Consider the following 24717-nt stretch of genomic DNA (forward strand, 5'->3'; position numbering starts at 1 on the left):
GGGTGCCGTACCGCGGCCAACCCGTCGTTGCGGGGACCTTGCTGACCGACCCTCACCTGTCCGGTCGGTACTCTGCTCCCAGGATCGATCGGGATTGAGGTTGGTGCGCACGTGCTGGTGGCGGATCGGTACCGGTTGGAGTCACCCATCGGCCGTGGCGCAATGGGCGAGGTCTGGCGGGCCACGGACGAGGTGCTCGGCCGGCCGGTGGCCGTCAAACTGATGCTCGGGGACGACTCCGACTCGCAGGCGGCGGCCCGGTTCAGGCTGGAGGGCCAGACGGCGGCGCGGCTCAGCCATCCCCATGTGGTCGCGGTCTTCGACTTCGGGGCGTGGGAGGGCCGCTTCTACCTGGTGATGGAGTTCGTCGAGGGCCGCAGCCTGGCGCAGGAGCTGGCGGCCGAGGGCAGGCTCCGGGCCGGGCGGGTGGCGGCGATCGCCGCGCAGACGGCGGCGGGGCTGGCCGTGGCGCACCGGCAGGGCATCGTCCACCGGGACATCAAGCCGGGCAACCTGATGTCGGACCCGCACGGGACGGTCAAGCTGGGGGATTTCGGGATCGCGCGGTTCGTGGACGACCCGGCCGCCGCGCTGACGACGGCGGGGCAGATCGTCGGGACGAGCCTCTACCTGGCGCCGGAGCGGGCGCTGGGGCGGCCCGCGGGCCCGGCGTCGGACGTGTACTCGCTGGGGTGCGTGCTGTACCAGCTGCTGACCGGGCGCCCGCCGTTCCAGGCCGACACGGCCACCGCCACGCTGTACCAGCACATCGACACGGCTCCGGTGCCGCCGCGCGGGCTGGGCGCGGACGTACCGCCCGCGTTCGAGGCGTATCTGCTGGGGATGCTCGCGAAGCAGCCGGAGGACCGCCCGACGGCGCAGCAGGTCGCGGAGTGGTTCGGCTCGGGCGCCTGGCAGGGCCGCGCGGAACCCATGCCCGCACCCGCGCCCGTGCGTGCCCCGGCGCCCGCGCCCGTACGGGCGTCGGCACCGGTTCCGGCGGCGGCGCCGATGCCCGCGCCGGCCCGCGTACCGGCGCCGGCCCCCGCGACCACGTACGCGCTGCCCACCGTCGGCGGCGGCGGTGGTGGTGGGCGTGGGCGCCGGGGCGCGCCGGCCCCCCGGAGACGCGGCGCGCGCGCGTTCGTCAGCCGCCGGCCCCGGGTGGCGAGCGCCATCGCCGGGGCGGTGGCGTTCGTCACCGCCGTGCTGGTGGGCATGGCGCTGTTCTCGCCGGACAGCGGCTCCGCGGAGACGCCCCGGGGGGAGATCGCGGTGACGCCGGGCGCCGAGACCGCCGAAAGCGCCGAGGGCGGCGGGGCGACGGGCGGCTGACCGGCGTCAGCCGGCGTCGGACATCGGGGGCATCTCCCCCTGCGTGTTCGTGAGGTCGATGACGGAGAACGTCGCGCCCTGCGGGTCGCTCAGCGTTGCGAACCGGCCGAACGGGCTGTCCATCGGCCCGAACAGCGGCTGCCCGCCACGCTCGGTCGCCTTGGCCACCGTCGCGTCGCAGTCCTCGACGGCGAAGTACACTTTGATGTACGGCGGCACGTCGGGCGGGAAGTCGTCCGTCATCCTCATCCGGCCGAGGACGGTGGCGTCGCCGACATCGAAGACCCTGAAGTCCATGTCCGGCGCCTCGTCGGGGGCCTGCATCTGCTTCGCGCGGTAGGGGAAGACGGCGGGGAAGAAGGCGTCGGATTTCTCCGGCTCGCGGGTGAAGATCTCGGCCCAGCAGTACGCGCCGGGTACGCCCTGTGCCTGGAATCCCTCATGGGTGCCGCTCTGCCACACCCCGAAGACGACACCGCCCGGGTCGCGGGCGAGCGCCATGGTGCCGAAATCGCTGACCTGCATCGGCTCCAGCAGAACGTCGCCGCCGTTGTCGCGGATTTTCCGCATGGTCGCCTCGGCGTCCGGTGACGCGAAGTACAGGCACCAGGCCGACCGGGCTTCCTCCTCCGGCTGTCCGGGCATCGGCGGTACGACGGCGGCGACCGCCTTTCCGTCCGCGTACGCCTCGGTGTAGTTGCCGTACTCCGATTTGGATTCGCCGAAGGTCCAGCCGAGCAGGTCGCCGTAGAAGCGCTTCGCGCCGTCCAGGTCCGTGAACATCGCGTCCGCCCAGCAGGGGACGCCCTCAGGTTGTACGGCCATGGTTCCGCCCTTCCTCCGTTCGACCGATAGTCCGCTTTGTCACGCTAACGGGCTATTCGTGAGCGCGCGCGCCGACCGGACGACGGCCGGAGCGAGGGGCGGAGCGAGGGGCGCTCGGGTGGCCACAAGGGGGAACTGGGCGGTAATTGTGCGCCGGGGCGCCTGTCCAGCGCCCATGACGTGGTGTCATAATGCGGATGTAGCCCTTCGTGCATCCCCCGTCGCGAAGGGCTACATCCCTGTCCGGGCGCGGGCGGGCGGACGGGTCGCGCCACGGGCAAGGGACTCCCCTCGTAGCCCCCTGCCCGTGTTTTTTCGAGTTAACAGTGACGTAGAGTGCTTGCGCAAGTCCACTTCCGATGCGGAAGGGGAATGCTCCACCATGTCGCTGATGCAAAGCCGTCGACGATCCGGGTCGGTTACAGTACGAGCCCGTTGACCGAACTCGAACATCGCGCAACGTGGGGACCCGGATGACCAACCGCGAAGAGCGCACGCCCGAATTGCGGACGTTGCAGCAGAAGGTCGAGTACATGGTCGAGAAGACCTTCCCCGGTCAGAAGATCTCGGGCCGGGTTTTCTCCGATCTCGTCAAACAGCGCGGTGGTTCGCTGTCGCACAGCTACTTCTCCAACATTCTGGCCGGAAAGGTCACCCACCCCTCCGAGGACATCCTCAAGGCGCTCGGTCTCGGGTTCGGCGTGGACTGGCGTTTCTTCAAGGAGGAGTCCGAGGTCGTCGACGATGTCGTGGCCGGTCTCCGGTTCCTCGCCAAACGGCGCACGGGCGATATCAGTGGTGTCGCGGCCCGGGGCGGCGACGAGGGAATCCCGGCGGAGCTGCTGGAGTTCGCTCTCTCCCTGCTGGAAGAGACGAAGGGAGCCGGGCAGACCACGGGCCGGGGGGACGGCTCGGACGCGGAGGGTCCCGCGCCCCGGTGACGGCGCGGCCGGGGTGCCCTCGGGCGCGGCCCCGAGCGGCAACCGGGCCGGTGAACCCCCCGGATCGCATGTCACGAGCACGGGTCACTCCGGCGTAAGAGGCAGCACCATGTCCATGCGCGAGCTGCGGAAAGAGTGCGAGGCCGGGCCGGCCGACCTTCCCATCCCCGCTCCCCGGGCCACGCCTTCGCGCAGACCTTCGACAAGGTGACCCAGCCCGCGCAGGTCGTGCTGTTCGCCTCTTCGCCCTCGGCGCGTCCGTCCCCCCTTCGGCAAGGGGTGGCGGCGGGTGAGGCTGTGGCGGGCGCAGGCCCGACTGCACCCGCTGCGGAGGGAGTTGCCGACCGCGTTCCCCGACCAGCCTTCGAGCCGCCGGCGTCGCTCCGGCGGGAGCCGACCCGGTTCGGCCCCGGTCCCGGCAGGACCGGCGTCCGCCGCCGTCCGGGTCGTCGCCGCTCGCGCGGATGTCTCGAATCCCTGTGGCGAGGTACGCGTCCACGGAGCCGTACCCACGACCGACACCGCCAGGTCACCGGAGGTTGTTGCCCATGCCCGACCCGCGCCTGAACGCCCTGGGCATCGTCGTCGCCGACATGAACGCCGCCCGCATGTTCTACGGACGCCTCGGACTCACCTTCGAGGTCGACGAGCGCACCCCCACGCACGCCGCCTGCGACCTGCCGAACGGCCTCCACCTGATGCTGGACACGGAGGAGTTCCTGCGCGACTACACCCCCGACTGGCAGCGTGGCAGGGGCAGCCCGCCCGTCTTCCTCGCCTTCCAGTTCGACACCCCGGACGAGGTCGACGCCAAGCACGCCGAGCTCGTCGCCGCCGGGTACGCGTCGCTGCGCGAGCCGTGGGACGCCTTCTGGGGCATGCGGTACGCGACCGTCCTCGACCCGGACGGCAACGGCGTCGACCTCTACGCGGTGCGGGAGTAGGACCCTCCCTGGAGGGCCGTCACCGCGTCGTCCCCCTCCGGGGGCAGGTCGCGCAGATCTCCTCGGGCCGCACCGTGTACAGCAGGCAGCATCCCACGCGCGTACGCGTCGGCTCGCCCTGCGGATCCGGGCGGAACCCGGCCGCTCCGGCGAGCGGTGCCGTGCGCCCGGGCAGCAGCGACTCGGCGGCCCGCACCGCCGCCCACTCGTCGCCGAGACCGCGCCCCAGGTGCCACAGGCCCTGGGCGAGCGCGTCGGTGACCAGCCCCCACATGCCGCGCTCACCCCGCCGCACCAGCGGCCGGAACGCCTCCAGCACCGGCGCCAGGTGCGCGGCGACCACCTCGCGGACCAGCTCCTCCCCGCCGGGGCGGGCCGTGGCCGCTTCCGCCTCGGCCACCACGAGCCGCCGCGTCCGCCGGCCGTACGTGGTGCCGTCGGGGGTCAGCCGCGGCACCCGCCCCTCCAAGTACCAGGGGCCGCTGATCGCGAGGGCGACGGTGAAGGCGTACCGGTGCAGCACCCAGGTGGGCGCGACGTCGCTCCGGGGCCGCACGCCGTAGGCGTCCCGGATGCGCCGCTCCTCGGCGGCGACCAGCGCGTCGAGCGCGTCCGGGTCCTCGGCGAGCCGCCGGGCGCCGATCCAGTCGTCCCCGGTGCCCGGCTCGCCCACCTCCAGCCGCAGGAAGGGTGACGCGGCGGCCATCCGTCGGTACGCGTCGGCGACCGGCCGCGCGGCGGCGGTGCAAAGGGGCGACGGCAGTACGGAGGAGGGCATACACGTCCTAAGGCAGGGCGGCTACCGGATGGTTAGGCAAGCCTTGCCTCATTATTATCACCCGTCACGCGGACGCGCGCGCCGAAGCCCTCACGGCCATAGCGATCCGGCCACCGTCACGCCCGCGAAGGCCGCGCCCAGCCCCGCCGTCACACTCGCGAGGACGTTGACCGCCGCGTACCCCTTCGCGCCGCTCTCCGCCAGGCGGAGCGTCTCGTACGAGAAGGTCGAGTACGTCGTCAGGGCACCGCACAGCCCCGTACCGAGCAGCAGTTGGACGTGCGAGGCGGCACCCGTCAGCAGCCCGAGCAGCAGGCAGCCGGTGACGTTCACCGTGAAGGTCCCCCAGGGGAAGACGGAATCGTGCCGGGCCTGCACGGCCCGGTCCGTCAGATAGCGCAGCGGGGCGCCGATCGCGCCGCCCGCCAGGACCAGGAGCCAGTTCACCACCGCCGGTTCACCACCGCACGACCTCGCACGGCTCCAGCGTCACCAGCCCGCTCCCCGGCCCGCCCCCCGCGGTCATCAGCTCCTCCAGCCGGGGCAGGAACGCCCGTACGCGCTCCTCCGAGTCGACGATCACCACCGCCACCGGCAGATCCTCGCTCAGCGACAGCAGCCGGGCCGTGTGGATCAGCGACGACGCGCCGAAGCCCTCCACGCCCCGGAACACGCTCGCGCCCGCCAGGCCGGCCTCCCGCGCGCGGTGCACGATCTCCGTGTGGAGCGGCCGGTGGTGCCACCGGTCGCTCTCGCCGACGAGGACCGTCAGCCGCAGGGATCCGCTCATCGAGACCTCCCCGTCCTCCGTGTCAGCGCGCGGCGCGTCACCCACGCCGCCGACCACACCGCCCCCAGCGCCACCACGACGGTCGCCCAGAGGTACGCCAGCGCCGTCGCCGGCTCGTGGCGCGCGACGAGCCGCTCGACGTCCACGGCGTACGTGGAGAACGTCGTGAACCCGCCCAGCACCCCCGTACCGAAGAACGGCCGCACCAGCGGGTGCGCCGGCGCACCGCCCTCCGTGATCACCACCAGGAACGCGCCGATCACCGCGCACCCCACGGCGTTGATCCACAGCGTCGCCCACGGGAACGCGCCCGGTGCCGCCGGCCACAGCAGCGACACCCCGTACCGCGCGGCGGCACCCAGCGCGCCGCCGACCGCCACCGCGCCCACGTCCCGGCCGGTGACGACCCGGCCTCGCAGAACACCCATGGACCCACGGTCCCGCACTTCCCCCGGGGAAGGCTCACCGGCTCCCGGGAATCACCGGCTCCGCTCGCTCAGCGGCTTCCGTGACTGAGCAGCTCCTCCAGGAGCTCGTCCAGCTCCACGTGCTCCTCGCCCACCGGCACGGCCTCGTAGGTGCGTTCCAGGAAGCGGCGCATCGACGGTATCCACACCGTGAAGACGGCGCTGCTCATCAGCTGGATCCGCAGCTCGTCACGCGTCCCGGCGCGCTCCGGCCAGACCCGCACATCGCCCTCGCCGACGGCGTACCGCATCCCGTCCCACAGCATGCCCCGGTCCAGACGCCACTCGGCGTAGACCCAGCCGCCGTGGGTGAAACCGACGGTGATGGCGTAGGGATCCCGGGGGTCGTACGTCACGTGTGCCAGCACGGGGATCTCGTTGCCGACCTGCGGCAGAAGGCGCATGAAGATCTTGTCGCGCAGGACCGCTTCCGCTGCCATGTCGTCCCTCCGGGAGTGTTCGTCCAGTCGGTGTCCGGGTCTCTCCGGTGCCCGCCGCGAGCCGATTGATGCGGGCACCACCCAGAGGTGCGTGAGTTGCGCCGTATATGTCCCGTGACTGCCCTGGATCTTCCGGAACCCGCCCTAACGTGGAGGGATGTCCTCGCCCCTGTCCGGGATCTCCGCGGCGTACCCACCGCGCCTCGCGGAGTTCGCCCGCGACCCCGGCTTCGTCGCCACGGCGCGGTGGACCAGCACGTCGCCGGGATCCGCGACCGCACGGGCGCCGGAGGGCACCGGCCCGCTGCCCGGGCCGAGATGGCGGCGGAGGGCTTGACCGAGTACGCGTGCGACCTCGGCGACCTGCTCGCCCGCGCCGCCCGGCTGGTGCGGCCGGGGCCCGGACGAGACCGGCGGCGCCCGACCACGAGGCGCTCTGCGACCACGCGCTCGGTTTCCCCGACGCGCTGGCCGAGACGGGCCGGCGCGAGCCGGTCGGGTACGACTACGCGGTGTGCCGCCCGACCGCCATCCGCCGGCTCGTGCGCGCCCACGGCCTCCTCACGGAACGCCCCGCCCGACGCGTCACATCGGGTCCACGTCACCCGGCAGCGAGCCTCCGCCCGCGGTCCGGACGGGGCGGCCCGGGCGGGGCCTGGCGCGTTCCCGGGCCGGCTGGTCGCGCATCGCGTCCTCGCGGCCCGCCCGGTAGGCGGAGGCACCCTCCTTCGCCCTGGAGGTCTCCTGTTCGGCGTGGGACAGCCACCGCTCCGTGCGCTCCCGCATCGGCTGGATGAGGCCGCCTCCGACGCCGACGACCAGGATGCCGGCCGCGGTGGCGAGCACCGCGTACAGCACCGGCTGGGTGATGGCCGTGGCGATGCCCGCCTGGCCGAGTGCGGCGATGACCCCGAGGGCGACGATGGCCGCCCGGGCGACGGTCGCCACCGTCCTTCCGTAGCTCATGCCCGACAGGACGCCCTGGACGAGGGCGCGTACGGCGTTGGCGATGGCCATCGCGACGACCACCAGGACCAGCGCCACCACGGCTCGCGGCAGCCAGGCGACCAGGTCGGTGATCATGACGCTGACCGGATTCGGACCGAGGACGCCGAACGCGATCCGGAGGGTGACCAGCAGCAGCGCGTAGTGGACGGCCTTGCAGATGATCGCGGTCGCGTCGTACGTCGACTCCCGCGGGATCCTGGCCGGGCCGGCCCGTTCACCGACCCGTGCGAAGCCGACCTTGCGCAGGACCCGGTCCAGCGCCTTGGAGATGAGCTTCGAGAGCAACCAGCCGATGACCATGATCACCAGGAAGGCGACCAGTTCCGGCACGAACCGCACGACCCTCGACCAGGCGTCGGAGATGCCCTGCTGGAAGTCCACCGCCGGAGTGACGGTGGCTATGACGTGCTGGGACATGAGTGGCCCTCCAGTCGGCAGGCCCCCCTTGGGCACGGCGCCCCTTCGTGGATATCAGCGGCGCCCACCCGTCGCCCTCCGCCCGCCGCCGTATGGATGAACCCGGCCGGCGGTGGGGCGTCGCCCGTCCGGCTCCCTCGCCCTGCGCACCACGCGTGCCGTTCTTACCGTGACGGAATGATCGTCAGCGCCCTTACGGCCGCCGCTCTGTCCGTGCTGCCCGCGCTCCAGCCGCTCCCGGTGGAGCCCATGCCCCCGCGCCCCACGCCGGCCGTCGCCGCGTCCGTCCTGCACCGGTCCGGCACCCAGGTGCGCCTGCCGCCCGGCGTGGCCCGCCCGCCCGTCCTGTCCGCCCGGTCGTGGCTGATCGCCGACGCCGCGAGCGGCGCGGTGATCGCCGCGCGCGACGCGCACCGGCCGCTGCCCCCCGCCTCCACGCTCAAGGTGCTGTTCGCGCTCACCGCGATGCCCGGCCTCAAGCCGCAGGCCCCGCACACGGTCAGCGAGCACGAGCTCAAGGGGATCGGCGACGGCAGCAGCCTCGTCGGCCTCAAGGAGGAGGTCACCTACCGGGTGGCGGACCTGTGGCGCGGCGTCTTCCTCAGCTCCGGCAACGACGCCGTACGCGTACTGGCGGGCCTGAACGGCGGCTGGGCGGCCACCGCCCGGAAGATGGAGGCCACCGCACGGTCCCTGGGCGCCCGGGACACCCGCGTGGTCTCCCCGGACGGCTACGACGCGCCGGGCCAGGTCTCGTCCGCGTACGACCTGGCGCTGTTCGCCCGCGTGGGCCTGCGCGACCCGGACTTCGCCCGCTACTGCGCCACTCCCTACGCGAAGTTCCCGGCGGGCGGCTGGTCGTACGGCATCCGCAACACCAACCGGCTCCTCACCGGCGACAACGGCGTCGACCGGTACCCCGGCATCCTCGGCGTCAAGAACGGCTACACCAGCGGCGCCGGCCACACCCTGATCGCCGCCGCCCGCCGGGGCGGGCGCACGCTCATCGTCACGGTGATGAACCCGCGCCAGGGCGGCGCGTACGCCGTCTACGAGGAGACGCGCCGCCTCCTCGACTGGGGCTTCGCGGCCTCGGGCAAGGCCCGGCCGGTGGGCTCCCTGCTGCCCCCGCCCGCCCCGGTCCCGGTCCGCGCGGCAGCCGCCGGGCCGCCGCCCGCCGCGACCGCCCCCGCCCCGCGCGCGGAGCCGGACGGCGACGGGCCGCGCCTCTTCCTCCCGGCCACCTTCGTCGCCTCGGCGTGCGTGGCGGCGGCGGCGCTCTGGTACGTACGCCGCCGCACGGCCGGTGACGGGGCGGACGGAGCGGAACCGGACGGGAAGGCCTGACAGGACCGGGCCGAACGCGGGAACGTGGACCCACACGACCCGGCCCGCGTACGCCGCGAGGAGGCGGTCATGCCCATCCCCGTGATCCTGGACTGCGACCCCGGACACGACGACGCCTTCAACATCCTGCTGGCCGCCGCCCATCCGGCCGTCCGGCTGCTCGGCATCACCACCGTCGCCGGGAACCAGACCGTCGAGAAGACCACGCTCAACGCCCGCCGCGTGTGCACCGTCGCCGGCGTCGAGGGCGTGCCGATCGCCGCCGGGATGGCGCGGCCCCTGTACGGGGACGGGATCGTGGCGCGCAACATCCACGGCGAGTCCGGGCTCGACGGGGCCGTGTTCGGGGAGCCGACGGTCCCGGTCGACGGCCGGGACGCCGTCACGTTCCTCCGCGACACGCTGCGCGACCACCCCGCGCCGGTGACGCTCGTCCCGACCGGGCCTCTCACGAACATCGCCACGTTCCTGCGCGCCCACCCGGAGCTGGGCGGGCGGATCGAGCGGATCGTGCTCATGGGCGGGTCCACGGGACGGGGAAACAGGACGCCGGCCGCCGAGTTCAACATGGCCGCCGATCCGGAGGCCGCCGACATCGTCCTGCGCAGCGGACTGCCCGTCACCATGATCGGGCTGAACGTCAGCCACAAGGCGCCGGCCACCCCCGACGTCGTCGCCCGCCTCGACGCGCTCGGTACGCCGCTGGGGCGGATGTGCACCGACCTGCTGTCGTACGTCGGCGCGACCTACCGGGAGGTCTTCGGCTTCCCGGCCCCGCCCCTGCACGACGCGCTGACCGTCGCGCACCTCATCGACCCCGATCTGATCACCCTGGTCCGCGCGCACGTCGCCGTCGAGCTCACCGGCGCGCACACGCGCGGCGCCACCGTCGTCGACCTCGACGGCGTCACCGGCGCCCCGCCCAACGCGTACGTCGGCGTCGACGTGAACGTCCCCGCTTTCTGGGACCTCGTCGTCGACGCCGTACGCACCCTGTCGTCACCCGCGCCGTCCTGAGCGCACCGCCTCCGGCGGGCCCGCCGGGAAGCGGCGCAGCCACAGCATGGACCCCACCAGCCCCACCAGCCCCACCAGCAGCACCCCGATACCTCCGCCCACAGGCCCATCACCCACCACGGCCGCCATGAGCCGTCCAGCCCGGCCGCCAGGCCCCACGCCGACAATCCGCGCCCGGATCCGCCGCGCGGCCTCGTCGTGAGCGAAGGCGAACCCGCGCCACACCGAAGGGTGCGGGGCCGGGGAGCGGCGGCGCCCGCGCCGGTCAGATCAGGTGGGCGTACGCGCGCGGGTGGGCGTCCAGCCAGGCGCGGAGGGTCATCGGCGCGTGGCCCGTGAGGCGGCGGACCGTGTCCGCGACCGTGCTCATCTCGCCGCGCGCCATGGCCTCGTAGGACGTCACCCAGCCGGTCACCTCCCAGTGGTCCGCGCCGTACCCGGCCCGGGAGGCGTACGCCTCGTCGCGGGTCTGAGGGACGTAGCGGATGGTGCGGCCGGTCACCCGGGACAGCTCCTCCGCGACCTCGGCGAGGGTGAGCGCCTCCTCGCCGGTCACGTCGTACACGGCGCCGTCGTGGCCGTCGCCGGTGAGGACGGCCGCCGCCACGTCCGCGATGTCCTCGTGCGCGACGGCGGCGACCCGCCCCTCGCCCGCCGGGCCCCGGATCACGCCGTCCTCGCCGGTCATCGCCGGGAACCCGGCGAGGTACCAGCTGTTCCGCAGGAAGGTGTGGGCCGCCCCGGACGCCTCGATGTACCGCTCGGTGTGCCAGTGGTCGCGCGCGAAGGTGAACGTGGCCTGCGGGGCGGCGCCGAGGAACGACACGTACACGATCCGGCCGACGCCCACCGCGACCGCCGCGTCCACCGCCGTGCGGTGCTCCTGGATCCGGTCCGGGCTCTCGTGCGCCGAGATCAGGAACAGCGTGCCGGCGCCGTCCAGGGCGCGGCGCATCGCCCCGGCGTCGCCGTACGGGGCGGGCGGTGCCTTCCGCGCGCCGGGCAGGTCCGGCAGCCGGGCCGGGTCGCGGCCGAGGAGCCGGAGCGGTACTCCCCCGGCCGCGAGGAGGCGGGCGACACGGCCGCCGATACGGCCGCTCGCTCCGGTGACGGCGATGGGGGCGGAGACGGGGGCGGGGGATGACATGGGGCCGAGTCTGTCAGCCGTGGATCTCCGTGACCTCCAGCACGCGCGCGGTGATGCGCCCGTCCGGCGTACGCTCCGGGTCGGCCAGGTAGGCGCGGTAGGCGTCCTGTGACGGGAACGCCAGCAGGTGCACCTCCGAGAGCCCGTCGGCCGTGCGCAGCCGCCGCTCCAGCCGGCCGCCGTGGCGCGGGAGGAGGGCCAGGGCCTGCTCCTCGTACCGGAGGGCTTCGTCGGCCGCGTCGGCGGGATGGTCCAGCACCACGGCCAGCCGGAACAGCGGCGCGGCGGACGGCTCCGGCTCCAGCGACTTGTGGAAGTGGACGTCCTCGTGGCCACCGGGGATGCCCGGGACGCGGCCGGTCTCGACGTATCCGAGGCGCCGGTAGAAGGGCGGGGCCTGGAAGGAGAAGGACGACACGATCACGCGGTCGCAGCCGCGCCGCCGTGCCTCGTCCTCCGCCGCGCGCATCAGCCGGCTGCCCAGGCCGCTCTTGCGGTGGTCCTCCCGGACCCACAGCATGCCGATGCCGCAGAGGCCGCCCCAGGTCCAGCCGGTCAGGCCGCCGATCAGTTCGCCCGACGCGTCGTCGGTCGCCCGGACGGACAGCTCGGCCTCGTCGGAGGCGCCGGTGGCCGCCTGGTTGAACGCGGTCAGCTCCTTGTCGAGGCGTGCCGACAGTTCCTTGTCCTCGCCGCCGACCGTGATGGTCACTTGTCCTCCAGCTCGCCCTCGGTCTCCAGGAACACCTGCCGCAGTCGCTCCAGCACCTGCGGGTCCGGCTTGGCCCACATGCCGCGCGACTCGGCCTCCAGGAGCCGCTCGGCGATGCCGTGCAGCGCCCAGGGGTTGGCCTCCTGGAGGAACTCCCGGTTCTGCGGGTCCAGTACGTACGTCTCGGTCAGCTTGTCGTACATCCAGTCGGCGACGACACCCGTCGTCGCGTCGTACCCGAAGAGGTAGTCGACGGTCGCGGCCAGCTCGAAGGCGCCCTTGTAGCCGTGGCGGCGCATCGCCTCGATCCACTTGGGGTTGACCACGCGGGCGCGGAAGACGCGGGAGGTCTCCTCGACGAGGGTGCGGGTGCGGACGGTCTCGGGGCGGGTCGAGTCGCCGATGTACGCCTCGGGGGCGGTGCCCTTCAGCGCGCGGACGGTCGCCACCATGCCGCCGTGGTACTGGAAGTAGTCGTCCGAGTCGGCGATGTCGTGCTCGCGGGTGTCGGTGTTCTTGGCGGCCACCGCGATGCGCTTGTACGCGGTCTCCATCTCGTCGCGCGCGGGGCGCCCTTCGAGGCCGCGGCCGTAGGCGTAGCCGCCCCACACCGTGTACACCTCGGCGAGATCGGCGTCGGTGCGCCAGTCGCGCGAGTCGATCAGCTGGAGGATGCCCGCGCCGTACGTGCCGGGGCGGGAGCCGAAGATGCGGGTGGTGGCGCGGCGTTCGTCGCCGTGCTCGGCGAGGTCGGCCTGCGCGTGCGCCCGTACGTGGTTCCGGTCCGCCGGCTCGTCGAGGGAGGCGGCGAGGCGCACGGCGTCGTCGAGGAGCCCGATGGTGTGCGGGAAGGCGTCGCGGAAGAAGCCGGAGATGCGGAGGGTGACGTCGATGCGGGGGCGGCCCAGCTCGGCGAGCGGGATGGGCTCCAGTCCGGTGACGCGGCGCGAGGCGTCGTCCCAGACGGGGCGGATACCGAGGAGGGCGAGGGCCTCGGCGACGTCGTCGCCGGCGGTGCGCATCGCGCTCGTGCCCCACAGGGACAGGCCGACGGAGGTGGGCCAGTCGCCGTTGTCGGTGCGGTACCGGGTCAGGAGCGAGTCGGCCAGGGCCTGGCCGGTCTCCCAGGCCAGGCGCGACGGCACGGCCTTGGGGTCGACCGAGTAGAAGTTCCGGCCGGTCGGCAGGACGTTGACCAGGCCGCGCAGCGGGGAGCCGGAGGGCCCGGCCGGGACGAAGCCGCCGTTCAGGGCGTGGACGGCGTGGTCCAGCTCGTCGGTGGTGGCGGCCAGGCGCGGGACGACCTGCCGGGCGGCGAAGTCGAGGATGTCGGCGACGGCCTCGCCGTGGCCGGCGGCGACCGTGGCGACGGCGGCCGGGTCCCAGCCGGCGTCCTCCATCGCCTCGACCAGGGCGCGGGCCGTGGCCTCGGCCGCGTCGGCGGTGGTGCGGGTGGCGGCGGACTCGTCCAGGCCGAGGGCCTCGCGCAGGCCGGGCAGGGACTGGGTGCCGCCCCAGATCTGGCGGGCGCGCAGGATCGACAGGACCAGGTTGACGCGCTCGGGGCCGGTGGGGGCGCCGCCGAGGACGTGCAGACCGTCCCGGATCTGGGCGTCCTTGACCTCGCAGAGCCAGCCGTCGACGTGGAGGAGGAAGTCGTCGAAGCCGTCGTCGTCCGGCCGGTCCTCCAGGCCCAGGTCGTGGTCCAGCTTGGCGGCCTGGATGAGCGTCCAGATCTGGGCGCGGATCGCGGGCAGCTTCGACGGGTCCATGGAGGAGATCTGCGCGTACTCGTCGAGCAGCTGCTCCAGGCGCGCGATGTCGCCGTAGCTGTCGGCGCGGGCCATCGGCGGCACGAGGTGGTCGATGAGCGTGGCGTGGGCGCGGCGCTTGGCCTGGGTGCCCTCGCCGGGGTCGTTGACCAGGAACGGGTAGATCAGCGGGATGTCGCCGAGGGCGGCGTCGGGACCGCAGGCCGCGGACAGGCCCGCGTTCTTGCCGGGCAGCCACTCCAGGTTGCCGTGCTTGCCGAGGTGGACCATGGCGTCCGCCCCGAAACCGCCGTCCTCGCGCGAGGCCGCGATCCAGCGGTAGGCGGCCAGGTAGTGGTGGGAGGGCGGCAGATCGGGGTCGTGGTAGATCGCGATCGGGTTCTCGCCGAAGCCGCGCGGCGGCTGGATGAGGATGAGCAGGTTCCCGCGCCGGAGGGCGGCGAGCACGATGTCGCCGTCCGGGTCGCCCTCGGCGGTACGGGAGCGGTCCAGGAACATCTCGCCGGGCGGCGGCCCCCAGTGCCGCTCGACGTTCTCACGCAGCTCCTCGGGGAGCGTGGCGTACCAGCGCTTGTAGTCGGCGGCCGGGATGCGGACCGGGTTCCTGGCCAGCTGCTCCTCGGTGAGCCATTCCTGGTCGTGGCCGCCCGCCTCGATGAGGGCGTAGATCAGCTCGTCGCCGTCGCCGGACGCGAGGCCCGGGACCTCCTCGTCACCGAAGTCGTACCCCTCCTCGCGGAGCCGGCGCAGCAGCGCGACGGCGGAGGCGGGGGTGTCGAGGCCGACGGCGTTGCCGATGCGGGAGTGCTTCGTCGGGTACGCGGACAGGACGAGCGCCAGGCGCTTGTCGGCGTTCGGGATGTGGCGCAGCCGGGCGTGGCGTACGGCGATCCCGGCGACGCGGGCGGCGCGCTCGGCGTCGGCGACGTACGCCGGGAGGCCGTCGGCGTCGATCTCCTTGAAGGAGAACGGGACGGTGATGAGGCGGCCGTCGAACTCGGGGACGGCGACCTGGCTGGCGGCGTCGAGCGGGGAGAGACCCTCGTCGTTCTCCTCCCACGCGGAGCGCGAGCCGGTCAGGCACAGGGCCTGGAGGACCGGTACGTCCAGGGCGGCGAGCGCCCCCGCGTCCCAGGCTTCCTCGTCCCCGCCGGCCTGGGCCTCGGCGGGCTTGGTGCCGCCGGCGGCCAGGACGGTGGTGATGACGGCGTCGGCGCCGCCGAGCTGGTCGAGCAGCTCCGGCTCGGGTGCCCGCAGGGACGCCACGTACAGCGGCAGGGCCCGCGCGCCGGCGTCCTCGATGGCGTCGCACAGGGTGTGGACGAAGGCGGTGTTCCCGCTCATGTGGTGGGCGCGGTAGTACAGCACGGCGACCACCGGGCCGGTGGTGTTCTTCCGGTCGCGCTCCAGGGGGCCCCAGGTGGGGGCGGCGGCCGGGGGCTCGAAGCCGTGGCCGGTGAGCAGGACGGTGTCGGACAGGAAGCGGGCGAGCTGCTCCAGGTTGGCCGGGCCGCCGTGGGCGAGGTAGGCGTGCGCCTCGGCCGCGATGCCGATCGGGACGGTGGACGTCTCCATGAGCTGGGCGTCGGGGGCCTGTTCGCCGGTGAGGACGACGAGCGGCTTGCCCGTCTCGCGCAGTACGTCCAGGCCCTCCTCCCAGGCGCGGATGCCGCCGAGGAGACGGACGACGACGAGGTCGGCGCCGTCGAGGAGGCCGGGGAGGTCTTCGAGCGTGGTGCGGGCGGGGTTGGCGAACCGGTACGCGACGGGGCCGCCGGCCGCGCGGGCGCTGAGCAGGTCGGTGTCGGAGTGCGACAGCAGCAGGATCGTGGCCGCGGGGGCCGGGGCGGGCGTCGCCTCGGGCGTGGTCGCGTGCGTCATGGCGTGCGCAGGCCTTCCTCGGGGTGTCCGCGCCCCGGGTGGTCGTAGGACGGCGGGAGTTCCTGACTCGTCCGGTTTCCGCCCGGACTCACAGTGGCGGGACCGCGCCGGAATCTCACCGGGCTTCCTCCCTAGGGCCCTGGGACCCTGTGCCGTCTGCATAGTAGAGGCTGCGCGTATGCTCGCCGCCATGCCGCCCAGCTCACCAAAACCCCAGGACCGGGGTGAAGCACACATACAGGACCGTGTCCGGGACCGCGGTGACGCCTGCCCCGGTGCGCTGCGGCTGCACCGGGCCGACGACGGGGCGCTGGCCCGACTCCGCGTCCCCACCGGTGTACTGACGCCGCGTCAGGTAACGGTGCTGGCCGACGCGGCGGACCGCCTGGGCGACGGGCACCTCTCCCTCACCTCGCGGGGCAACATCGAGCTGCGGGGGCTCGGGGAGGGGTGTGGAGCCGGCCTCGCCGAACTGCTGCGGGCGGCCGGACTGCTGCCCGCGTCCGAACGGCACGAGCGGGTACGGAACATGGTCGTCTCACCGCTCGCCGGGGCGGACGTGCTGGCCTGGGCCCGGCGGCTGGACGAGCTGTTGTGCGGCGCGGACTGGACGACGGGGCTGTCGGGCCGGTTCCTCTTCGCCGTCGACGACGGGCGCGGGGACGCGGCGGCGCTCGCCGCCGATGTGACCTTGCTCGCAACCCCGGACGGCGGCGCCCTGCTCCGGGTCGCGGACCGGACGTACCGCGTCGCCGCCGCCGACGCGCCGCGCGCCGCGCTGGCGGCGGCGGAGGCGTTCCTCGCGGCGGCCCGGGATGCGGGCACCGGCGCGTGGCGGGTGCGGGAGCTGCCACCGGGGCAGGACGTGGACGTGACGGAACACCTGCGGCGGGCGGCCCTCACGGCCGAACCCGTACCGGACGCCGCGCTCCCGCCCGGCGGGCCCACCCCGCCGGGCGTCCTCGACGACCGCACCGTCTCCGTCCTGGCCCGGCTCGGGCGCGTGACGACGGACCGGTTCCGCGCGCTGCTCCCCGCCGACGAGGTTCGGGTCACCCCGTGGCGCGGCTTCGTGCTGCCGGGCTTCCCGGACCGGGCGGCGGCCGAGGCGCGGCTGGCGGAGCTGGACGCGGCCGGGTTCCTCACCCGCGCCGACTCCCCCTGGGTGGGGGTGACCGCGTGCACGGGCCGCCCCGGCTGCGCGAAGTCGCTCTCCGACGTGCGGGCGGACGCGCGCCCGCTCGCCGGGAGTCCGGGGCTGCCGGTGCACTGGTCGGGCTGCGCGCGCCGGTGCGGCCATCCGCAGGGGGCGTGGGTGGACGCGGTGGCGACCGCCGGCGGCGACTACGAGGTGACGACCGTGACGCGCGACGCGTGAACCGTGCCGCGCGGACCGTACGCGCACCCAGTGACCGTGAACCCGTGACCGTGAATCCGTGACCGTGAACCGGTGACCGTGAATCCGTGACCGTGACTCGTGACCGTACGAAGAGATGAGCGAGAGCAGAGTGTTTGACTACGAGAAGGACGGGGCGGAGATCTACCGCCAGTCCTTTGCCACGATCCGCGCCGAGGCGGATCTCGCGGGCCTGCCGGCCGACGTCGGCCAGGTCGCCGTGCGCATGATCCACGCCTGCGGCATGGTCGACCTCGTCCGCGACCTCGCCTACACCCCGCGGGTCGTCGCCCGCGCCCGCGAGGCGCTGCGCGCCGGGGCGCCGGTCCTGTGCGACGCGCAGATGGTCGCGAGCGGCGTCACCCGCAAGCGGCTGCCCGCCGACAACGACGTGATCTGCACGCTCTCCGACCCGTCCGTGCCGGCGCTCGCCGCCGAACTGGGCACCACGCGCAGCGCCGCCGCGCTGGAGCTGTGGCGCGACCGCCTCGAAGGGTCGGTCGTCGCCATAGGCAACGCCCCCACCGCGCTCTTCCACCTCCTGGAGATGGTCGCGGCGGGCGCACCGCGCCCGGCGGCCGTCATCGGCATCCCGGTCGGCTTCATCGGCGCGGCCGAGTCCAAGGACGCCCTGGCGGCGTTCCCGGACCTCGACCACCTGGTGGTACGCGGCCGGCGCGGCGGCAGCGCCATGGCCGCGGCGGCGGTCAACGCCATCGCGCACGAGGCGGAGATCCAGGCATGAGCGGCAAGCTGTACGGAGTGGGGCTCGGCCCCGGCGACCCCTCCCTGATGACGGTGCGGGCGGTGGAGGTCATCGCGTCGGCGGACGTCGTGGCGTACCACTGCGCCCGCCACGGCCGTTCGATCGCGCGCTCGATCGCGGCGGCGCACATCCGCGAGGACCACATCGAAGAGCGCCTGATGTACCCGCTCACCGTCGAGACGACGGACCACCCGGGCGGCTACCGGGGCGCGCTGAACGACTTCTACGAGGAGGCGTCGGCCCGCCTGGCCGCCCACCTCGACGCCGGGCGCACCGTGGCCGTGCTGGCCGAGGGGGACCCTCTCTTCTACGGCTCGTACCAGCACATGCACAAGCGTCTGGCGCACCGCTACCCGACCGAGGTCATCCCCGGGGTCACCTCCGTGAGCGCGTCCGCGGCGCGCCTGGGCAAGCCGCTGTGCGAGGCGGAGGAAGTCCTCACGATCATTCCCGGCACGCTGCCCGAGGAGGAGCTGACCGCCCGTCTGGCGTCCACCGACTCCGCCGTGGTGATGAAGCTCGGCCGTACCTTCCCCACGGTGCGCCGGGCGCTGGAGCGGGCCGGCCGCCTCCAGGACGCGCGGTACGTCGAGCGCGCCACGATGGACGGCGAGCGCACCGGTGCGCTCGCCGACATCGACGAGGACACGGTCCCCTACTTCTCGGTGGCGGTGCTTCCCTCCCGGATCGACGAGGACCCCGCGCTTCCGGAGACGGGCGAGGTCGTGGTCGTCGGCACCGGCCCGGCCGGTCCGCTGTGGCTGACCCCGGAGACGCGCGGCGCCCTCGCGTCGGCGACCGACCTGGTCGGCTACACCACGTACCTGGACCGGGTGCCGGTACGCCCCGGTCAGGAGCGGCACGGCTCGGACAACAAGGTCGAGTCGGAGCGGGCCGAGTTCGCCCTGGACCTGGCGCGGCGGGGGCGGCGCGTGGCGGTGGTGTCGGGCGGCGACCCCGGCGTCTTCGCGATGGCCACGGCGGTCCTGGAGGTCGCCTCCCGGGACCCGTACCTCGACGTCCCGGTGCGCGTCCTGCCCGGCGTGACGGCGGCGAACGCGGCGGCGGCGAAGGCGGGCGCCCCGCTGGGCCACGACTACGCGACGATCTCCCTGTCCGACCGGCTCAAGCCCTGGGAGGTCATCGCCGAGCGGCTGCACGCCGCCGCCGCGGCCGACCTGGTCCTCGCCCTGTACAACCCGGGCTCGCGCAGCCGTACCTGGCAGGTCGCCAAGGCGCGCGAGCTGCTGCTGGAACACCGCGCCCCGGACACCCCGGTGGTCGTCGCCCGTGACGTGGGCGGCCCCGAGGAGTCGGTCCGCGTCCTCGCCCTCGTGGACCTCGACCCCGCCGAGGTCGACATGCGCACCCTGCTGCTGATCGGCTCCTCGCAGACCCGGGCGGTACGCCGCGGGAACGGCGAGCGGGTGGCGTGGACGCCGCGGAGGTACCCGGAGGCGTAGTCGGGTCCGGGAGGCGTAGTCGGGTCCCGGCGGCGTAGTCGGGTCCCGGCGGCGACGCGGGCTGACGAAGGGGCTTTCCGGAGTCACCGCTCCCCGTGGCGGATACTCGGGTGCCTGGCCGGAAACGTGTGCGTATTGTGTCCGTGCACACGTCATGTCGCGTACGCCCGCGTACCCGCGTGCGTGGGCTCTCCTCGCGTCCGGCGCTCGCCGTGACGCAGCGTCGCGCCGCCGTCCAGGCCGGAGCGCGCCCATCATCTGAACCGCTCCGGGGGGACCGGACATGCCTCACCACCCGTGTACGGGCGCGAGACCCGCGCCGTACACCGCACTGCTGCTCGCGCTGTCGGTCGTGCTGACGACGCTGCTGCCCACGGGCGCGGCGTGGGCGACGACCACCGACGGCTCCACGGCCACGCCGGCCGCCACCGCCACCGCCGGACCCGAGCCGGCGGCCACCACGGCTCCGCCCACGACGAACGAACCGGCCTCCGCCGCCGCCCCGGCGCCGGACTCCACCGATGAGCCGGCGGCCGGGGACTGTCCCGCCCTGCCGCTCGCCCCCTTCGACGACCCGGGCACCGCGGTCGGCAAGGCGTCGCTCGGCTCCGACGGGACGGCCTGTTTCACCGTCACCGCCGAGAAGCCCGGCATGCACCGCGTCGTCCACGACGACCAGCACAACAACACCTTCACCCAGGTCTTCGACGGCGAGACGCAGCTGGACTGCCACGACGACACCTGGGGCGCGGGCTGGTGCGACCTGCCCCGCGCGGGCGCCTTCACCCTGAAGGTCTTCAACACCGGCTACGACCCGGACGAGGTGACCGTCGCCGTCGTACCGCTGATGGCCGCCGCTCCCTGCGCGGAGGAGGCCGGCACCGCCTGGAACGCCGAGCCGGTCAGCGCCTCGTCCCCCACCCCTCTGACGTTCCGGTGCCACCCCTTCACCGCCGAGCCCGGTGAGCGGATCACGGTCGACTTCCGCACCGTCAGGTACGGCGGCGGCGAGCGCTGGATCACCGACGAGACCGGCGCCCCGATCTGCCCGGCCCGCAACGAGGACGGCAGCAAAGGCTGTGTCCTGCCCGGCGACGGCCCCTACCGCGTCCTCACCCGCGTCACGGAGGAGGAGGGCGGCTTCCCCGCCGCGTACACGCTGGGTATCCGCAGACTGTCCGACCCGGCGGGCTGCGCCACCGTGCCCGTCAACGCCTTCAACTCGGCGCCCACGGCCGCCGACGCGTCCACCGGCTGCCGCACCTTCACCGCGCCGGCCGCCGGCCGCTACGACGTGTACGAGGTGCAGCCGTCCGGCACCCGGGCGAAGCTGACCGTGTACGACACGGCCGGGAAGACCGTCTGCGAGACGTACGACGCCTGCGCCCTGCCCGCCGCGGGCACCTACACGGCCCTCACCCCGTACGCGACGCTGATCCTCGACCGCGCCTCCACCAAGGGCTGCGAGCCGGCCGCGCTCGGCACCCACCAGGGCGCGTTCACCGAGCCCGGCGAGATCGACTGCCTGGAGCTCCCGCTGCCCGAGGGCGCGCGGATGGCCGCGCTCGCTCCGCTGGGCGGCGCGGCACCGCACCCCGACATCACCGTCGTGGACGCCGACGGCGTCCCGCGCTGCCACCCGGACCCCCTCTCGGCCGGCACCTGCGCGCTGACCGGGAAGGCGCCGTTCCGCGCCTTCGTCTCCAGCGACGACTACGACACCCCGACCGGCGCGTACCGCATCGCCCTGCACCGCACCGACGTGGTGGGGGACTGCCGGATCGTCCCGGCCGGTGACTTCACCGCCACGAGCGCCTCCGCCCGGTTCCGCACCGGCGACGGCGTCTTCTCGCACTGCCTGACCATTCCGGCCGGTGACCACCGCGCGGTCGAGGTCCTCCAGCTCCAGGCGGTCTCCGCCGCGACCCCCGCCAGGTTCTCGGTGCTGAACGCGGAAGGCCACCAGATCTGCGGTACGTATCCCGCCGCCACCTCCTGGACCTCCTGCGGGCTCGCCCCCGGCCTCGCGCACACGGTGCTGGTCACGGGCTACGACCACGCCGTCGAGTACACCCTGACCCGTCGTGATGTCACCGCGACCGCGAAGGGCTGCACCGCCAACCCGGCGACCCCGGCCGGCGGGCCGTCCACCTCGGGCACGCCCGGCGCGCCCGGCACGCTCCAGTGCCGCCAGGTGACCACCGCCGACGCCCGGGACACCCTGCACCTCAACGTGCGGGACGCGCTCGGCACCACGAACACCGTCGCGTTCGGCGCGGACGGCACGGCGTCCTGCTCGCACCACAACAAGGCGTGCGCGGTCACCGGCTCCACGAGCTACCAGGTCCTCGTGTATGTCCCGGCGCACCTGAAGGCCGCCGACTCCTACCGCTTCGACGCCCTGCGCATCGGTACGGCGGCGGGACCGGCCCCCGAGTGCGTCAAGGTCCCGAGCATCGCGTACGGGTACGGTCCGATCACCGGCACGCTCGACGAGCAGCACACCGCCGTGTGCGCGGCGCTGCCGACCGCGTACAGCGACCGGTTCGACGTGCGGATCAGCGACACGGCCGGGGCCACCGAGACCGCCGTGCCCTCGCTCCACAACAGCAAGCTGGCGGACAACTGCGTCCGGTACGCGGGCAGCGGCTGGCAGTGTTCCGTGGGCCTGAACTACAGCCGGGAGGTCGCCCCGACCACGCTGGTCCTCTCCCTGCCCGAGAAGGCGTCGCGGACCGCGTACAGCGCGGAGCTCGTCTGCCAGACGGGCTTCTGCGGCATCGACCGGCCCCGCGCGACCGGCGTCACGCCCACCACGGGCGAGAGCGGCACCGAGGTGACCGTGACGGTCACGGGCACCGCACTGCACCAGGACGACAAGGTCGTCATCAAACTGGGCGACCGGAAGGTGGAGTCCACCACCGTCTCCGTGTCGGCCGACCGCACGGCCCTGACGGCCACCCTGGACCTGACGGGGACGCCGGCGGGCAACTGGAACACCAGCGTGTACACGCGCAACGGGTGGGAGTTCCCGCTGGGCACCTTCACGATCACCCCGGCCCCGCTGAGGAACACGGCCGCCCCGTCGATCACCGGCACCGCCCGGGTCGGCACGGCCGTCACCGCCACCAAGGGCACGTGGAGCCCCACGCCGTCGTCGTACGCGTACCAGTGGCGGGCCGACGGCCAGCCGATCTCCGGCGCCACCGCCGCCACGTACACACCGACCTCGTCACTGCTGAACAAGAAGCTGTCCGTGTCCGTCACGGCGCGCGCCACCGGCAGCCCGGACGCGACGGCCACCTCGGCGGCCGTCACCGTCGCCACGGGCCTGGCGCCGAAGGCGACGACCGCGCCCACCGTCAGCGGCACGGTACGGGTGGGCACCACGGTCACCGCGGTCCGCGGCGCGTGGAGCCCCACGCCGACGTCGTACGCGTACCAGTGGCGGGCCGACGGCCAGCCGATCTCCGGCGCCACCGCCGCCACGTACACGCCGACCTCGTCACTGCTGAACAAGAAGCTGTCGGTGACCGTCGTCGCCCGCCGCACCGGCCACGCCAACGGCTCGGCGACGACCGCCGGCGTCACGGTCGCCCTGGGCCTCGCGCCCAGGGCCACCACGCTGCCGGCGATCACGGGCACCGCGAAGGTGGGCCGCACCCTCACCGCCTCGCGCGGCGCCTGGACGCCGCCGCCGACGTCGTACGCCTACCAGTGGTACGCGAACGGCACACCGATCACGGGCGCGACCGCGTCCACGTTCGTCCTCAAGTCGGCCCAGGCCGGCAAGCGGATCAGCGTGAAGGTGATCGCCCGCCGCACGGGCCACACCAACGGCTCGGCGCTCAGCAAGGTGACGGCGGCCGTCGCCCGCTGACGGCCGCCGTCACCCCTTCGATGCTCCCCGCGCGACCGACCGCGCGGGGAGCATCGTGCTGTACGGGAGCCGGTACGGGGGTATGCCCCACCGACGGCCGTCAGGGCCGCCGGACGGGCACGGGCGCGCCGCTCAACGAGCCTGTCCCCATGACCACGTACACCGCACGAGCCCTCTCCCTCACCCTCGCCGCCTCGGCCGTCGCCCCCACCCTGACCGCCCGCACCGCCCGGAGGAAGACGTCCGGTGCGCCGGCGGCTGACGGCGGGACCTCGGTCCCGGGCCGCGCCAGGCCGACAGCCGCCTCCGCACGGCGTCATCCGCTTGACCCCGGTCTCAGGCGTCCTCCGGGGCTTCCCCCTCAAGAAGACGTTCGGCGATGTCGTCGGCCCATTCCTGAGCCCATTGACGCAGCGCGTGGATGGAGCCTTCGTCGAGCCCGTAGGCGGCGAACTCGACATCATCGATCCACTCCGCTCCCACAAGTCTCGCTTGCAGGTCCGTGAGGTCGAACGTGTCTCGAGCATGTCTGCGCCCGAGCTCTTCCAGTTCGCTTCGACTCCACTGTTCCGCCGCAGTGCGGACATCGATCAGATCCCGGGCGAGCCCCCGGTCGGCCAGTGCGCGCATCTTGGTGCCCACCACGTCCTCAGTGACAGAACCAGCCCGTGCTCGCTCCGCACCGGTGGGCGCCACAGGACCTCTTTGAGGATGTCGACCTCACACTGCCCACCGCTTACCGCGTCGGTGACGATCAGCCGGGCGGACAAGGGATCGGCTTCCACGAGCTCGACCTGCCAACCGCGCGCTGTCAGTCCTTCCCGAACCGTGGCGGCGATGCTCTCCATGGGCGCCGGGTTCTCGGTGGCGACGTCAAGGTCCTGACTTGATCCGGTCCACCAGACCATGCGCTTGGACGGCGTACCCACCCGTGAGGACGAGCGGATAGGACTCGCCGATGCTCAGCACATCGGCGAGCAGCCGCCGGTGCAACTCCGTAAGTCTCACGCGACGGCCTGATCGTCCTGCTTCAGCTCGGGGAAGGTGGCCTCCCACACGTCACGGATGTCGCGGCTGACGAGGGTCCGGAGGACGGGCCACATCTCGGTCAGCAGTGCGCGGTTGAGGAACCGGGTCAGGTCTTCCTGAACTCCCTCGGCCAAGACGATGCGATAGCAACTCATACGCAAACGCGGTCGATCGAGGTCGAACTCCGTCAGACCGGACCAGGCCAACGACAGAGGCAACCGGATGACCCCCGATTCCGGGCCTCGCAGTTCCGCAAGAGTCCGGGGCACCCGGCGGGCGATCCTGGCGCGTCGTAGATCGGAGAGGCTGGTCGGTGTCGCCATGCCGTGATTATCGCCGGTGCGGCCCCTGCCCGATCGCCT

20 protein-coding genes, 2 pseudogenes and 1 riboswitch are annotated in these 24717 nt (G+C 73.6%); of the genes and pseudogenes, 10 read left to right on the top strand and 12 right to left on the bottom strand.

Going from position 1 to position 24717, the window contains the following annotated elements:
• Positions 1-111 precede the first annotated feature (111 nt).
• On the top strand, positions 112-1335 hold the full coding sequence (locus ABZZ38_RS02755; RefSeq protein WP_356734974.1) for a serine/threonine-protein kinase: 1224 nt from the start codon (positions 112-114) through the stop codon (positions 1333-1335).
• Positions 1336-1341: 6 nt separating this feature from the next.
• Here ABZZ38_RS02755 and ABZZ38_RS02760 read toward each other — a convergent pair whose 3' ends face one another.
• On the bottom strand, positions 1342-2160 hold the full coding sequence (locus ABZZ38_RS02760; RefSeq protein ID WP_356734976.1) for a VOC family protein: 819 nt from the start codon (positions 2158-2160) through the stop codon (positions 1342-1344).
• 473 nt (positions 2161-2633) lie between these two features.
• Here ABZZ38_RS02760 and ABZZ38_RS02765 point away from each other — a divergent pair, with 473 nt between their 5' ends.
• From ABZZ38_RS02765 to ABZZ38_RS02775, 3 genes and pseudogenes are all read left to right on the top strand, one after another.
• Positions 2634-3101: a hypothetical protein gene (locus ABZZ38_RS02765; RefSeq protein ID WP_356734978.1), complete on the top strand. Its 468-nt coding sequence runs from the start codon at positions 2634-2636 to the stop codon at positions 3099-3101.
• Between the two features lie 183 nt (positions 3102-3284).
• A pseudogene (locus ABZZ38_RS02770) lies at positions 3285-3506 on the top strand (hypothetical protein); the annotation flags it as partial.
• A gap of 143 nt (positions 3507-3649) precedes the next feature.
• Positions 3650-4045, top strand: a complete 396-nt coding sequence (locus ABZZ38_RS02775; protein ID WP_356734980.1) for a VOC family protein — start codon at positions 3650-3652, stop codon at positions 4043-4045.
• Positions 4046-4064: 19 nt separating this feature from the next.
• Here ABZZ38_RS02775 and ABZZ38_RS02780 read toward each other — a convergent pair whose 3' ends face one another.
• From ABZZ38_RS02780 to ABZZ38_RS02805, 6 genes are all read right to left on the bottom strand, one after another.
• Positions 4065-4823 carry a (2Fe-2S)-binding protein gene (locus tag ABZZ38_RS02780; RefSeq protein WP_356734982.1) on the bottom strand — a complete coding sequence of 253 codons (759 nt, stop codon included), beginning with the start codon at positions 4821-4823 and terminating at the stop codon, positions 4065-4067.
• A 90-nt stretch (positions 4824-4913) separates the two neighbouring features.
• Positions 4914-5270: a fluoride efflux transporter CrcB gene (gene crcB / locus ABZZ38_RS02785; RefSeq protein WP_356735277.1), complete on the bottom strand. Its 357-nt coding sequence runs from the start codon at positions 5268-5270 to the stop codon at positions 4914-4916.
• Positions 5271-5280: 10 nt separating this feature from the next.
• Positions 5281-5613: a DUF190 domain-containing protein gene (locus tag ABZZ38_RS02790; protein WP_356734984.1), complete on the bottom strand. Its 333-nt coding sequence runs from the start codon at positions 5611-5613 to the stop codon at positions 5281-5283.
• Positions 5610-6041: a fluoride efflux transporter CrcB gene (gene crcB, locus ABZZ38_RS02795; protein WP_356734986.1), complete on the bottom strand. Its 432-nt coding sequence runs from the start codon at positions 6039-6041 to the stop codon at positions 5610-5612. The genes ABZZ38_RS02790 and crcB (ABZZ38_RS02795) overlap by 4 nt, the downstream gene beginning before the upstream one ends.
• Positions 6042-6109: 68 nt before the next feature.
• Positions 6110-6520: an SsgA family sporulation/cell division regulator gene (locus ABZZ38_RS02800; RefSeq protein ID WP_356734988.1), complete on the bottom strand. Its 411-nt coding sequence runs from the start codon at positions 6518-6520 to the stop codon at positions 6110-6112.
• Positions 6521-7105: 585 nt separating this feature from the next.
• Positions 7106-7945, bottom strand: a complete 840-nt coding sequence (locus ABZZ38_RS02805) for a hypothetical protein (RefSeq protein WP_356734990.1) — start codon at positions 7943-7945, stop codon at positions 7106-7108.
• Between the two features lie 177 nt (positions 7946-8122).
• Between ABZZ38_RS02805 and ABZZ38_RS02810 the strand changes: the two genes are divergently transcribed.
• Both ABZZ38_RS02810 and ABZZ38_RS02815 read left to right on the top strand, forming a co-directional pair.
• Positions 8123-9292 (top strand): D-alanyl-D-alanine carboxypeptidase, encoded by a 1170-nt coding sequence (locus ABZZ38_RS02810; protein WP_356734992.1) that lies wholly within the window; start codon positions 8123-8125, stop codon positions 9290-9292.
• Positions 9293-9361: 69 nt separating this feature from the next.
• Complete coding sequence (locus tag ABZZ38_RS02815; protein ID WP_356734994.1) at positions 9362-10309, top strand: nucleoside hydrolase; 948 nt, start codon at positions 9362-9364, stop codon at positions 10307-10309.
• A gap of 265 nt (positions 10310-10574) precedes the next feature.
• Here the strand turns inward: ABZZ38_RS02815 and ABZZ38_RS02820 are convergent, their stop codons facing one another.
• The 3 genes from ABZZ38_RS02820 to cobN are packed head-to-tail and all read right to left on the bottom strand — an operon-like array spanning position 10575 to position 15821.
• On the bottom strand, positions 10575-11456 hold the full coding sequence (locus ABZZ38_RS02820) for an SDR family oxidoreductase (RefSeq protein ID WP_356734996.1): 882 nt from the start codon (positions 11454-11456) through the stop codon (positions 10575-10577).
• Between the two features lie 13 nt (positions 11457-11469).
• The gene (locus tag ABZZ38_RS02825; RefSeq protein ID WP_356734998.1) at positions 11470-12168 is read right to left on the bottom strand and encodes a GNAT family N-acetyltransferase; all 699 of its coding nucleotides are present in this window, start codon (positions 12166-12168) and stop codon (positions 11470-11472) included.
• Positions 12165-15821, bottom strand: coding sequence for a cobaltochelatase subunit CobN (gene cobN / locus ABZZ38_RS02830; RefSeq protein ID WP_356735000.1), 3657 nt, complete (start codon positions 15819-15821; stop codon positions 12165-12167). Before cobN ends, ABZZ38_RS02825 begins: the two co-directional genes overlap by 4 nt.
• A gap of 33 nt (positions 15822-15854) precedes the next feature.
• Positions 15855-15993, bottom strand: a riboswitch (cobalamin riboswitch).
• An 18-nt stretch (positions 15994-16011) separates the two neighbouring features.
• Here cobN and ABZZ38_RS02835 point away from each other — a divergent pair.
• The 4 genes from ABZZ38_RS02835 to ABZZ38_RS02850 all read left to right on the top strand — a co-directional run bounded on the left by ABZZ38_RS02835 (position 16012) and on the right by ABZZ38_RS02850 (position 23326).
• Positions 16012-17199, top strand: a complete 1188-nt coding sequence (locus ABZZ38_RS02835; RefSeq protein ID WP_356735002.1) for a cobalamin biosynthesis protein CobG — start codon at positions 16012-16014, stop codon at positions 17197-17199.
• Between the two features lie 115 nt (positions 17200-17314).
• Positions 17315-17962, top strand: a complete 648-nt coding sequence (locus ABZZ38_RS02840) for a precorrin-8X methylmutase (RefSeq protein WP_356735004.1) — start codon at positions 17315-17317, stop codon at positions 17960-17962.
• Positions 17959-19446, top strand: a complete 1488-nt coding sequence (locus ABZZ38_RS02845; RefSeq protein ID WP_356735006.1) for a precorrin-2 C(20)-methyltransferase — start codon at positions 17959-17961, stop codon at positions 19444-19446. The genes ABZZ38_RS02840 and ABZZ38_RS02845 overlap by 4 nt, the downstream gene beginning before the upstream one ends.
• A gap of 283 nt (positions 19447-19729) precedes the next feature.
• Positions 19730-23326 carry an IPT/TIG domain-containing protein gene (locus ABZZ38_RS02850; protein WP_356735008.1) on the top strand — a complete coding sequence of 1199 codons (3597 nt, stop codon included), beginning with the start codon at positions 19730-19732 and terminating at the stop codon, positions 23324-23326.
• Between the two features lie 336 nt (positions 23327-23662).
• On the opposite strand, the pseudogene ABZZ38_RS02855 reads toward ABZZ38_RS02850, so the two are convergent.
• Positions 23663-24334 (bottom strand): annotated as a pseudogene (locus ABZZ38_RS02855) (nucleotidyl transferase AbiEii/AbiGii toxin family protein).
• Positions 24331-24678, bottom strand: coding sequence for a transcriptional regulator (locus ABZZ38_RS02860; RefSeq protein ID WP_356735010.1), 348 nt, complete (start codon positions 24676-24678; stop codon positions 24331-24333). The pseudogene ABZZ38_RS02855 and the gene ABZZ38_RS02860 overlap by 4 nt, the downstream one beginning before the upstream one ends.
• Positions 24679-24717: the final 39 nt, after the last annotated feature.

This window comes from Streptomyces sp. NPDC006368 (assembly GCF_040612535.1).
Lineage (GTDB): Bacteria > Actinomycetota > Actinomycetes > Streptomycetales > Streptomycetaceae > Streptomyces.

What these genes read in the sequence shown, in the direction of transcription:
- ABZZ38_RS02860 (WP_356735010.1), bottom strand. Translation starts at nt 24,678, where the DNA reads ATGGCGACACCGACCAGCCTCTCCGATCTACGACGCGCCAGGATCGCC.
- ABZZ38_RS02790 (WP_356734984.1), bottom strand. Translation starts at nt 5,613, where the DNA reads ATGAGCGGATCCCTGCGGCTGACGGTCCTCGTCGGCGAGAGCGACCGG.
- ABZZ38_RS02760 (WP_356734976.1), bottom strand. Translation starts at nt 2,160, where the DNA reads ATGGCCGTACAACCTGAGGGCGTCCCCTGCTGGGCGGACGCGATGTTC.
- ABZZ38_RS02845 (WP_356735006.1), top strand. Translation starts at nt 17,959, where the DNA reads ATGAGCGGCAAGCTGTACGGAGTGGGGCTCGGCCCCGGCGACCCCTCC.
- ABZZ38_RS02800 (WP_356734988.1), bottom strand. Translation starts at nt 6,520, where the DNA reads ATGGCAGCGGAAGCGGTCCTGCGCGACAAGATCTTCATGCGCCTTCTG.
- ABZZ38_RS02835 (WP_356735002.1), top strand. Translation starts at nt 16,012, where the DNA reads ATGCCGCCCAGCTCACCAAAACCCCAGGACCGGGGTGAAGCACACATA.
- ABZZ38_RS02780 (WP_356734982.1), bottom strand. Translation starts at nt 4,823, where the DNA reads ATGCCCTCCTCCGTACTGCCGTCGCCCCTTTGCACCGCCGCCGCGCGG.
- ABZZ38_RS02820 (WP_356734996.1), bottom strand. Translation starts at nt 11,456, where the DNA reads ATGTCATCCCCCGCCCCCGTCTCCGCCCCCATCGCCGTCACCGGAGCG.
- ABZZ38_RS02815 (WP_356734994.1), top strand. Translation starts at nt 9,362, where the DNA reads ATGCCCATCCCCGTGATCCTGGACTGCGACCCCGGACACGACGACGCC.
- crcB (WP_356734986.1), bottom strand. Translation starts at nt 6,041, where the DNA reads ATGGGTGTTCTGCGAGGCCGGGTCGTCACCGGCCGGGACGTGGGCGCG.
- ABZZ38_RS02775 (WP_356734980.1), top strand. Translation starts at nt 3,650, where the DNA reads ATGCCCGACCCGCGCCTGAACGCCCTGGGCATCGTCGTCGCCGACATG.
- ABZZ38_RS02805 (WP_356734990.1), bottom strand. Translation starts at nt 7,945, where the DNA reads ATGTCCCAGCACGTCATAGCCACCGTCACTCCGGCGGTGGACTTCCAG.
- ABZZ38_RS02850 (WP_356735008.1), top strand. Translation starts at nt 19,730, where the DNA reads ATGCCTCACCACCCGTGTACGGGCGCGAGACCCGCGCCGTACACCGCA.
- cobN (WP_356735000.1), bottom strand. Translation starts at nt 15,821, where the DNA reads ATGACGCACGCGACCACGCCCGAGGCGACGCCCGCCCCGGCCCCCGCG.
- ABZZ38_RS02840 (WP_356735004.1), top strand. Translation starts at nt 17,315, where the DNA reads ATGAGCGAGAGCAGAGTGTTTGACTACGAGAAGGACGGGGCGGAGATC.
- ABZZ38_RS02765 (WP_356734978.1), top strand. Translation starts at nt 2,634, where the DNA reads ATGACCAACCGCGAAGAGCGCACGCCCGAATTGCGGACGTTGCAGCAG.
- ABZZ38_RS02810 (WP_356734992.1), top strand. Translation starts at nt 8,123, where the DNA reads ATGATCGTCAGCGCCCTTACGGCCGCCGCTCTGTCCGTGCTGCCCGCG.